The sequence below is a fragment of the Idiomarina sp. genome, assembly GCF_019431395.1.
Taxonomy (GTDB): domain Bacteria; phylum Pseudomonadota; class Gammaproteobacteria; order Enterobacterales; family Alteromonadaceae; genus Idiomarina.
The window spans coordinates 2,959,970-2,970,814 of record NZ_CP080268.1 but is presented as its reverse complement, the minus strand read 5'-3'; the positions used below and the strand labels follow the sequence as shown (position 1 = coordinate 2,970,814).

9 protein-coding genes are annotated in these 10,845 nt (G+C 46.9%); 3 read left to right on the top strand and 6 right to left on the bottom strand.

Annotated features, from left to right (window positions below):
- The 5 genes from KZ771_RS14295 to KZ771_RS14275 all read right to left on the bottom strand — a co-directional run.
- Window positions 1-204: adenylyl-sulfate kinase (locus KZ771_RS14295; RefSeq protein ID WP_290654000.1), on the bottom strand; the 204-nt coding region annotated here is incomplete at its 3' end.
- A complete protein-coding gene (gene pgi, locus KZ771_RS14290) occupies window positions 201-1,670 on the bottom strand; it encodes a glucose-6-phosphate isomerase (protein WP_290653999.1) in 1,470 nt (489 codons plus the stop codon). The genes KZ771_RS14295 and pgi, both read right to left, overlap by 4 nt.
- Window positions 1,671-1,708: 38 nt before the next feature.
- Window positions 1,709-2,719, bottom strand: coding sequence for a UDP-glucose 4-epimerase GalE (gene galE, locus KZ771_RS14285; RefSeq protein WP_290570688.1), 1,011 nt, complete (start codon window positions 2,717-2,719; stop codon window positions 1,709-1,711).
- A 21-nt stretch (window positions 2,720-2,740) separates the two neighbouring features.
- Complete coding sequence (locus KZ771_RS14280) at window positions 2,741-3,799, bottom strand: hypothetical protein (RefSeq protein ID WP_290570686.1); 1,059 nt, start codon at window positions 3,797-3,799, stop codon at window positions 2,741-2,743.
- 14 nt (window positions 3,800-3,813) lie between these two features.
- Window positions 3,814-5,826 carry a capsular polysaccharide biosynthesis protein gene (locus KZ771_RS14275; RefSeq protein ID WP_290570684.1) on the bottom strand — a complete coding sequence of 671 codons (2,013 nt, stop codon included), beginning with the start codon at window positions 5,824-5,826 and terminating at the stop codon, window positions 3,814-3,816.
- Window positions 5,827-5,925: 99 nt separating this feature from the next.
- Between KZ771_RS14275 and KZ771_RS14270 the strand changes: the two genes are divergently transcribed.
- The 3 genes from KZ771_RS14270 to KZ771_RS14260 are packed head-to-tail and all read left to right on the top strand — an operon-like array spanning window position 5,926 to window position 9,913.
- Window positions 5,926-7,008 carry a hypothetical protein gene (locus KZ771_RS14270; protein ID WP_290570682.1) on the top strand — a complete coding sequence of 361 codons (1,083 nt, stop codon included), beginning with the start codon at window positions 5,926-5,928 and terminating at the stop codon, window positions 7,006-7,008.
- Entirely contained in the window at window positions 6,999-7,892 is an 894-nt protein-coding gene (locus KZ771_RS14265; protein WP_290653998.1) for a glycosyltransferase family 29 protein, read from the top strand. The genes KZ771_RS14270 and KZ771_RS14265 overlap by 10 nt, the downstream gene beginning before the upstream one ends.
- Window positions 7,883-9,913 carry a glycosyltransferase family 2 protein gene (locus tag KZ771_RS14260; protein ID WP_290571078.1) on the top strand — a complete coding sequence of 677 codons (2,031 nt, stop codon included), beginning with the start codon at window positions 7,883-7,885 and terminating at the stop codon, window positions 9,911-9,913. Before KZ771_RS14265 ends, KZ771_RS14260 begins: the two co-directional genes overlap by 10 nt.
- Here the strand turns inward: KZ771_RS14260 and KZ771_RS14255 are convergent.
- Entirely contained in the window at window positions 9,897-10,823 is a 927-nt protein-coding gene (locus KZ771_RS14255; protein ID WP_290571076.1) for a sulfotransferase family 2 domain-containing protein, read from the bottom strand. The genes KZ771_RS14260 and KZ771_RS14255 overlap by 17 nt on opposite strands.
- Window positions 10,824-10,845: the final 22 nt, after the last annotated feature.

Below are 10,845 nucleotides of genomic sequence, written 5' to 3'. Positions count from 1 at the left end.
ACCATGGCGCACATTGTCACCATCGAGCAAATAAGTGTGGCAACCCATTTCAAATAACTTACGATCCACCGCATTAGCAATAGTCGACTTACCCGAGCCACTTAAGCCGGTATACCACAAAATCACCGGCTGGTGACCGACCCGCTCAACTCGTTCGTTATGGCTGACCGATGCTTGGTGCCAGACGATATTGTCATTACTCATGTTCGTGCCTTCTTGATTAATTCATTGGTAGATTCATCAAAGGCCGGCTCATTGCCACCTTCCAAGCTGGCCAAAATGTCCAACGCACATTTTTTGCCCATCTCAACACCCGGTTGATCAAACGAGTTAAGCTGCCAATACACACCCTGCACGAAAACTTTATGCTCGTAAGCAGCAATTAATGCCCCAAAGGTTTCTGGCGTCAACTCATCCATATACAACAAGTTAGAGGGATGCCCGCCAGGGTAATGATCACGTGGGGAAGCCTCATTCGCGGCACCAAATTTCATTAACTGTCGATGCGCCAAGCAATTAGCCACCGATAACTGTTGTTGCTCTGCCAACTTAGCCGCTACCGCACTCGAAAACCCGGGCGCTTGACGCTTAAGCACCAGTACAAAGTCTGCGGCAAAAGCATCAAAACCCTGATGCAAATGCTGAAAGAATGCATGCTGCCCGTTAGGCCCAAAGTCGCCCCAAATAATAGGGCCAGTAGCATAATCAATCGCTTTATTATCAGCCGTCGCCTGCTTGCCGTTACTTTCCATATCCAGTTGCTGCAAATAGCTTGGCAACATCCGTAAACGCCCATCGTAAGGCAATACCGCGAGGTTATTAATACCGAGTTCGTTACGGTTATAAATACCGTATAACGCCATCAATAACGGGATATTTTCGGCAGCCGGCGCTTCACCAAAATGTTTGTCCATGGCCCGTGCGCCCGTCAACATCCGTTCGAAGGTATACAGCCCGCAACTTAAGGCAATCGACAAGCCAATCGCTGACCATAACGAAAACCGCCCGCCAACGCCCTCACCAAAAGTCAGCTGATGCGCTGCCGGGATCCCATAGTCCGACATTTTAACGCCGTTAGAGGATACCCCTATAACATGCTGAGCTAGCCATTGTTGCTCGGTCAGTTGTGGCTTTATCCACTCGCGAACGGTATTAACATTGGCAAAGGTATCAATGGTACCAAACGATTTTGAGGCGATAATAAACACGGTGGTTTCAGGATCAATTAACGGTAGCACCGCATATAGTTGCCCCCCGTCCATCGAAGAAACGAAATGCACATCGAGTTCATTGAGGGCCGCATCATTAGCAAACTCTTTTAGTGCAAAAGCCCCCATATTCGGTCCCAAGTCAGAGCCGCCAACACCGATATTCACCACGGCGGTGACAGGCTTGCCTGTTGCCCCTAACCAGCGCCCCGAACGGAGCTTTTGCACGATATCGTCAAAGCGGGTAGCTTTTTCTGAGCGCCCAGTAACTGCATGAATCGAGCGGCATAAACTGTGCGTGACATTACGTTGTTCGGATACATTGAGATACTCGCCTTTTAGCAGCTGCCGGCGATACGCATCAAAGTTTTCCGGCAGTTGCAATTGCTTTAATAAACCCGGTATCTCGATTGCTTGATAGCTGACATCCAATGTTAAGCCAGCGCCTGTTACACTCGCCATCGTCATACTCCTATTGTTAAAAACACTGACTTCTCTTATTAAATATATCCATTAGGGTTTTGTTGTTGCCAACGCCAGGTATCGCGGACCATATCCGCTAAGTCTTTCTCTGCTCGCCAGTCTAATTCTGTTGCTGCTTTGTCTGCATTAGCCCAAAATGCCGCCAAATCACCGGCACGGCGTGGGGCAATCGTATAAGGTATTTGCACGTTATTAACGCGCTCGAAAGCGTGTACCATTTGCTTTACCGACGTTGCTGTACCAGTACCTAAATTATAAACATGCGTACCTGAATGCGTCGTTGCCTGCAAGGCCTTAACATGACCTTTTGCCAAATCAACCACGTGTAAGTAGTCACGTTCACAAGTGCCATCAGCGGTGTCATAGTCATCACCAAATATCGATAACTGTTCACGACGGCCAACCGCAACTTGCGCAATAAAAGGCATCAAGTTATTCGGAATGCCCTGCGGGTCTTCGCCTATCTGACCGGATTCATGCGCCCCTATCGGGTTAAAATAACGTAACAGCACCACCGACCAAGCCGGATCTGCGTTAGCCACATCCGTCAATACTTGTTCTACCATGGCTTTGGACGTGCCGTAAGGGTTACTGGTAACACCGCGCGGCATGGTTTCAACATAGGGCGCTTGCGCTCCTTCGCCATATACCGTCGCTGACGATGAAAAAATCATTCGGTGCACACCGGCAGCAGCCATGGCTTGCGCCAATACGGTACTACCGTAAACATTGGCCGAGTAGTAATCTAACGGTTTTGCGACACTTTCACCGACGGCTTTCAGGCCGGCAAAGTGAATCACAGCACTAATGCTATGCTCAGCAAATACGGCATCTAACGCACGACTATCACGCACATCGGCTTGCACAAAGTCAACTGGCTTACCCGTTAACTGCTCAACGCGTTTTAAGCTCTCAACGTTGGCATTAACCAAATTGTCGACCACGACAACGTCAATATCCTGGTTCAGTAATTCTAATACCGTGTGCGAACCAATATAACCCGCACCACCCGTCACTAACACTTTCATCAACAACCTATCCTTGTCTGCTTAGGCTTGCTCATTTCGCGCCATTTTAATTTTAAGGCGTTTAGTTAACAGCATGTAAGCCAGTGTCAAAAAGGCAAAAGCCGCTAACCTAAAGAGTTCCGGAGTAGCTAAACATTGCAACAATACGCCCACTCCGGCAAAAGCGCCCATAATCAGGGTTAAAAAAACCAGTGCCTGGTGCTGACTATAACCGGCCTTGCTAAATAAATGATGGATATGCTGGCGATCCGCCATAAACGGGTTACGCTTTTGTTTAATACGGCGTAGCAATACCGTCACAATATCAACCAAGGGCAATGCCAATAAAAACAGCGCCGTCACCGGCTCAATAACCGGCGGCATACTCAAATGCGGCTGACTCCCAACAACCATTAACCAGGCAAATACAAACCCCATCAGTAACGAGCCTGCATCGCCCATAAACACTTTGTAAGCGCTGCTACTGGGTAATAAATTCATCACTAAAAAAGGCACTAAAATGCACACCAGCACAGTCGCAATAAATGCCAGTAGCGCATTACCCGCCATCAATGCTAAAAAAGCAAAAGCAATGGCAGCAGTTAACGAGCACATGCCCAGCAACCCATCAATGCCATCCAACATATTAAAAGCATTGGTCATGCCCACTAGCGCAAACAATGTAAACGGCCAGGCAAACCAGTCTAACTGTAACGCCCCCGTACCCAGTAGATTACCCAAACTCAGTAAGTAGGTATCCCCCGACAGCACCACCACACAAGCGGCCAGTGTCTGCCCTAACAAGCGTATGCGAATACTCACATCGTAAATATCATCCAGGAGTCCAACAAAAACCAACACCCCACCCGCAACCAAAAACGAACTCACTAACGGGTTGAGCGGTAACCACCACATCAGACTCACCGTCAGCCCTAAAAAAATCGCTAAACCGCCGATTAATGGCGTGGCTGTTTTATGTTGTTTACGCTCAGAAGGATAGTCTATTAACCCCCATTGAGGGGCAATGCGACGCAAGCACAGCAGGCCTGCCAAGGTGATAGCAAAGCCCAGTGCTAACGCCAATTCAAACGAAGGAATCATTCACTCTTCCATTATTAAAATCGTTTTATCCGCAACAACTGTCGCTTTAAGCGAACCAGTAAGCGCCCGATATTCAGTCGTTGAGACGGCTGTTGTTGCAATTTTCGCGTATTCGCTAATTCATCCAACGCACACTCCACTGTGGTTAAGGTGCCGCTGTTGTCGCTTAAGTAGCGCGGATAGCGGATTAAAGCGGCCGCCACCAATTGCGTCAAACTTCGCTGATAACCTCGCCGCTCATTAGGGTTTATATCCTGAGTTAGGCCCCAACCCGCATAAAATGGCTGTCCATAACAGGTAACCGGGAGTTTTCGCAGCAACGCTTCAAATCCTGTTAGCGATGTGAGCGTGTGCACTTCATCTACTTTTGTTAACAATGATGCCATATTATCGTGCAGAACAACATCATCACACAATGTAAATTGTTGTTTGTGCTGGCTGTCTTTTTTACGCAACCCCGCTACCACATCCGGATGTGGCTTATACACAACAAAAGCACTCGGGTTTTGCTCGCGTACAGCTTTTAGTAAAGCATAGTTGGTTTTTAACGTCGGTGAACCGAAGCGAATCGATGCGTCACTCTCAACCTGGCCCGGCACCAAAATAACCCGCTGTGCAGTTTTTGGGCGTTGCCAAGTGTCATTTCCCACATTGTATTTGCTGACATTTTCTGCCACCAGGCGATTGATTAATTGTTCCGCTCTTTGCAACTCTTGTGCCGAAAACGCCCCTTCAATCAACAGCTGCTCAAGCCGTGAAGGTTGCGTGGCATCATAGTACATGCCCAGATCATCAATAACCCAGGACTTAGGTGCTGTTAAATCAGCCCCCAAACCTACCGAACGCACAAACCCATCTTCAACCGCAATCTGATTAGCGGCTTGTGGACGTCCCCACACCACCACCGGTTGATGCTGGGGTAACGGTGCGTGACGCTTTAAAAAACGCAATTGGGTGCCGGCAAAAAATCGTTGTAAGTGTGGCTTTTTCCAGCGCGGAAAGCGTTCAGCCAATAAATGAGCAGGATAGTGTTCACGCCATTGCCGCTGTTGCGCCAACCAGTCCATTAGTGCTTCAATCTCACACGCCTGTTGCTGTTCCGGGTGCCAATACAAGGCATAATCAATAAAGGCGGCGTGCACCAGTTGCTGTAGCGACGCTTTTCCACGTCGCTTAATAACCTCAGCCAACGGCGCAGCACTATCATCGGTGAGTCCCCAGCCGGCATAAAACGGCGCGCCAAAAACATGCACCGGTTTACCCCACAGCAACCCTTCAAAACCCATTTGTGAGGTCACACAAAACAAAGCATCGGCCGGCTCGATCAGATCGGGCGGATGGATAGCACGCGCTTCCAGCACAACCTGCGGATCCTCTGCCAGGGGCGCTGGGTCAAAATGCCCTTGCTTATAACCCGCTAATACATCCGGGTGGGTTTTTATCACTAGCAAGTGCTTAGGGTAGCGCTGCCGCGCCGCCGCTAACATCGCCGCAAAATCCGATGCGTCTGCATTACCATAACGGATCGACGCATCACCATAGGTCTGGTCCACGATTAAAACAAAGGGTTTTTCGTAATCCACCGCCTGCGAACGGCAATGATTGTATTTAGACAGCCGCTGACAACGCCAACGCTGGATTAATTGTTCCGCACGATGCTGTTGCGCCTCGCTTAATGGCTGTTGGATGAGGTGTTCTAAACGGGAAGGTTGGCTGGCATCGTAATAGATACCGCTATCATCTGCCACGATGCCCAACGGCATCGATTCTGCACCCAACTGCAAAGAACGCAAAAACGCATCTTCTAAACGCAGTACCGGTTTGGCTAATCGCTTGGCCACTCGCTCGGCGGCTTGTGCCGATGGTTTTTTACCCCAGGCAAGTATGGCTTGACTATTAGCCGGCAGCCAAGGCCCATATAAGCCATACCGATGCCGGTACACAACTTGCGCATTTAACCGTTTTGACAAATAGGGCAACCGAGCCAACGCTTTGCTTACTGTGACGAGGCGAGTGGGCTTTTGCACGCAGGTATTTCCTTTTACCGTAAGACTTTATTACAATAACACGACCGCCGTGTGAGCGCATCACGCTCAAACCACGCTAAAACAGAAAAGGATCGGTCTGTGACTCAACCCCAGCAGCGCATTGCGTTTATTGCCAGCAATAAAAACCCGCTAAAATTCGCTGCCGATCCCGCTTTTATTTATCGTTGTCAAAATCCGGCGCTGGCACTACAAGCACAAGGGCACCGGGTTTATTTGCAACATGTCAGCACCTTGCTGAGTACTTTTGGCGCAAAATTATCACAACCGACACTGGATATCGCCGTGTTTCATCGTCCTTGCGCACGCACCCTGCGCCAGCGATGGCAGCTATACCAATTATTCAAAAAGTTACGCCAACGCGGTACTCGGCTCATTGCTGACTTTGATGATCGCGTGTTTGCTACCGAATTTGCCGCCGATAGTCCGGGTGTCCGTAATGGCTATGTGAGCCAACAACAAACCGCAAAAAACTTTGCTCAACACCAGCAATTACTGCATTACTTTGATGCCTTTAGCGTCTCGACACAACCTTTACAAGCAGCGTTACAACAACAGGTTCAGGTGCCGGTTCATTGCTTACCCAATGCGCCACATAAAAGCTGGTATGCACAGACACCAAGCCAACAACCAGCAAAACCGTTTGTACTCAAATATCTGCCGGGAACCCGCAGCCATGATCAAGACTTTGCATTGATTGCTGCAACCGTTAGCGATTTTTTACAACGCCATCAAGATGCCGAGTTGCACATTACCGGAGTATTGGAGCGGACGCGTTTGCCAGCGGCATTAGCCAATAGCCCACAAGTTATTTGGCAACCGAAGCAACCTTACGAGCACTACTGGCAAACGGTGAATGCCGGTCATGTCCATTTAGCGCCGCTGGAGGATACGCCATTTAATCGCGGCAAATCTGCCCTTAAAGCGATCGAAGCCGGTTTTTTTAACCGCCCCACTATCGCATCCCCAATCCCTGATATGCAACGCCTGGTAAATGCTGGGGTTAGCTTTGCCCACACCCCGGCAGATTGGGCGGAACAGCTGGAGTACCACAAGTTACATAATGACCCGTTACCGACCCATTTGCGCCAACAAGTGCTTGATTGCTATAGCGCCGAGCAACAAGCACACGATTTGCTCCAGCGGGTTGCCGTATGCACATAGAACAGGCCAAGCAACAACTCACAGCCGGTCGTTACCTACCGGCCGTACGCCATGCTTTTGCCCGGCATTGGCAACAACAGCAAGACTTTGCTAGCTGGCTCGACTACATGATATGTAAACGTCAATGGGGCTATGCCTTAAGCTCATGCCATACCCAACAAGCCTTAAGGTGGCAACAACAACCCGTTTGGCAACGCTGGTGGCAAGGTATTTATCGGCACCGCGCTCGACAGCTAGCCAATTTAATAGCCGAAGCACAATGCGATACCCAAACCACGCCGGCGATAGTTAAAGCTTATCAGCAACAAGTTAAATGCTGGCGCGCACAGCAACAACAAAACCTCCAGCAATTAGGGCAACGCTTAACGTCAGGCTCGGTTGCTGTGGTCGGTAATAGTCCCAACTTGGCGGGGCAGCAACTGGGGGCAACCATTGACCGTCACGATACGGTTATTCGATTTAATCAATTTGCCAGCCAACAAACTCACCCAGCCGACCTTGGCAACAAACTCACCATCTGGGTGATGGCACCGGGCTATCACGGCCCGGTGCCCGAACAGGTTAAATGGATTATCGTGACCGGCCCCAATATGCTCTGGTGGCAGCAACGTTGGCCACAACTCAACCACCACTCAGCTAAAGTCGTCAGTATTCCGCTTGAATATTGGCGCCAGTGTGTAAAACAATTGCAAGCGCCACCGAGTGCTGGTTTTTTATTGCTACACACGTTGCGGCAACTAATCGAACCGCATAAAATTGAATGTTTTGGCTTTGGTTATCAAGCCTCTTCTTTCGAGCATTACCATATCAGCGATCCAAAACATCAACCAACGTCTCGTCACAATTGGGCATTAGAACGGAAAATTATAGCGCAATGGAAATAAAACTAGATCTTGCTGCACGAGTTCAGCTTAGGCTTAAGACAGCCGGTTGGGAACTATTTAATCAAAGTAATTTAAATATTCTTAATAATAAAAAAGCGTTTAAGCTTGGCTGGCAGCGAATCGTCCTACTCGCTAAGAATGACGACGCATTAAAACTTGTATCAAATACGTCGACAGTTTCGTTAAAACAAAATGATCATCTTAACGGCGTGCCTTTGCACGCAGAGAGTGAACGTAAGTTGTCATTGGTTTTTTATCGCCATAGTCCATTAAAAAAGTTAACACTTGAGTGGTTATTTAACACTGACGACTTAACTGAACAACCCCTTTTTTCAGTTCGAATCAAGCCGATATCAGCAACCAAGGCTTGGTTCTTTATGCTACAACAGGTGTCTCGTAAACATAAGAAAACTGGACAAACTCAATCCAACATTTACCGGTTAACACGAGCTCGCCAAAAGCGAAACGGGGGTTCTCACGCTCTATATAAATTGGTACAAGAATATCAGCCCTTGCTTTGCTATCAACTTAAAAGTTGTGAGCCATATCAATTCTGGAGGCTTCATATTGAACCTGATGCCAACGAGTTACTCTGTAATGGAGCAGCCAATGCTATGTTGTTGCCCCTGGAGCCAAAGCAAAAACAATTTGAAGATAATGCTTTTTATTATTGTCAGCAGAAGGACAGTATTTACTCACGGTCTTTCGAAAAAGTTGTTAAAAGTGCAGTCACACAACATACAGACGCTAAAGTTATTTACTGGGATCATGACTATTTAGACGAATACGATCAACGTATACAGCCTCACTTTAAGCCTTCATGGAATCCAGATTTATTTCGCAGCCAAGACTACGTGGGCAACTGTTTCGCTGTAAAAGGTCAAGTGTTAAATCAAATCAAAGATTCCATTACAGATTCTAGAAATTTGCTTCTCGTGCTGTTAAGCAAGGGGCTTATAAATGACAGCGACGAAGATATCGTTCATTTACCAGCAGTTTTGCAACACGTAAAAAAAACCAAGCAAGCTAACGATAGCACTTCGGATGTGTTAGAACGTATTGGCCTAATTACTGCCTGGGCAAAGAGAAAAGCTGAATTTATTAAAAATATAGAGTCAGGGCTGCTTGAGGGAACCTATAAAGTCAACTATCGCCTGAATCCCCCTGCAAAAGCACCAATGGTTTCAATTATAATTCCAACAAAGGATGCATTGAATTTAACCAAAAATTGCATTAACAGTGTCTTAAGTAAAAGTAATTACGAACATTACGAAATTCTGCTGGTTAATAACCAAAGCCAACAACAAGCGACATTAGAATGGTTACATGGTATCGCGCAGCACCCGAAAGTAAACGTACTCAATTATGATAAGCCATTTAACTACTCGGCCATCAACAACTTTGCGGTCTCGCACGCCAATGGCGATGTTATTTGCCTTTTAAATAATGACACTGAAGTCATTAGTCCCGATTGGATATCGGAAATGCTTCAGCATGCGTTAAGGCCTGACATTGGTTGTGTAGGCGCTAAACTCTATTATCCAGACGACACGATTCAACACGCAGGCGTTATAATGGGGTTATGGGGGCTCGCCGGGCATGGCCATAAAAACTTTTTACGTTATGCCGACGGTTATTGTCAACGCCTTCAATGCGTTCAAAATTATAGTGCAGTTACTGCAGCATGTTTAATGGTTAGAAAAGATGTATACCACCAAGTTAAAGGTCTTAACGAGCAAGAACTAACGGTTGCATTTAACGATGTAGATTTCTGTTTAAAAGTTAAAGCCGCTGGCTACCGTAACTTATGGACACCTTACGCTGAATTATATCACTACGAGTCTAAATCGAGGGGCCGTGAAGACACACCCGAGAAAAAGCAACGAGAAGCCAATGAGATCGAGTACATGCGGCAACACTGGCATCGTGAGATAGAAAATGACCTACACTACAGCGTACACCTGACGCGAGAAAACGAAAATTTTGGTTTTCAGATGACGAAAATTAAAAGCCTCGAGTGACTCGTTGGCCTGTGCTACTAACCTTTACCAGTAATTGCTTTTGCTCTTTTACCGGCAGCTTATATTCAAAGCCCACTAAGCCGTAACGTGGAGCATTAGCAAGATAACCAACATCAGACAGGCTATCAGCCGTTAGCGTTGCAATTCTTTTATTGCTCACTAGTAGATCTAGCGTGACAGGTTCATCGGAATGCGGCCAAAAGGCAAAGCCCTCAATCATTGCCTTACCTGGCTTTCTCCACCAAGCCGCATTCGCGTATGGTTTTCGCGAACGAGTAAAATCCAGCCGTTGTTCAAAATCAGTAGCTATTTGCTGATATAACTTAATATCTGTTAAATTTGTTTGTTTGATGAGAGATAAATCTTCTTCTGAAATATTCGAATAATTTTTTGGAGCTACGTTTTTGTGCAATTCGGGTAAAGTTATACCGCTGTGGGCAGCAAATAGTTCTAATGATTCATTATAGCGCTCAGACACTCCCATAAATCCGAAGGCCTGCCATGGAATGCCCGCTAAAAACCGCGACATAAGGTTTTGGTTCCGGCGTTTGTCAAGGAACGCATATAAGGATCCTTGGTAGTTTTGATGCCGTTTAAAATGATGAAATTCTGAAATGACACGATCAACCGGATTACGCACAAAAGTAGTTAATTGCGGTGCATCAAACATGCGTTGATATTTATTAAGCCAAAAGTGACCTGATAACACGTGTTCCGTTTTAGGAAAAAACCGATAAAACTTAGCAAGATCTTTTTCTTTATAGACCATTTCAATAATGGACTCAGAGGTGACTGGTGAATGATCTGCGTAATCTTTGATAATTTTTTTGGGGCCTAAAACTTCTTCTAAGGAGGTTCTAAAGCTAGTTCCTGCCGTTTTAGGTATGTGAACAAACAACAATGATTGCATTAATGCCCCTTACAACAAATAA

Coding starts and splice junctions, on each gene's coding strand:
- galE (WP_290570688.1), bottom strand. CDS start 2,719: ATGAAAGTGTTAGTGACGGGTGGTGCGGGTTATATTGGTTCGCACACG.
- KZ771_RS14255 (WP_290571076.1), bottom strand. CDS start 10,823: ATGCAATCATTGTTGTTTGTTCACATACCTAAAACGGCAGGAACTAGC.
- pgi (WP_290653999.1), bottom strand. CDS start 1,670: ATGGCGAGTGTAACAGGCGCTGGCTTAACATTGGATGTCAGCTATCAA.
- KZ771_RS14260 (WP_290571078.1), top strand. CDS start 7,883: ATGGAAATAAAACTAGATCTTGCTGCACGAGTTCAGCTTAGGCTTAAG.
- KZ771_RS14265 (WP_290653998.1), top strand. CDS start 6,999: ATGCACATAGAACAGGCCAAGCAACAACTCACAGCCGGTCGTTACCTA.
- KZ771_RS14280 (WP_290570686.1), bottom strand. CDS start 3,799: ATGATTCCTTCGTTTGAATTGGCGTTAGCACTGGGCTTTGCTATCACC.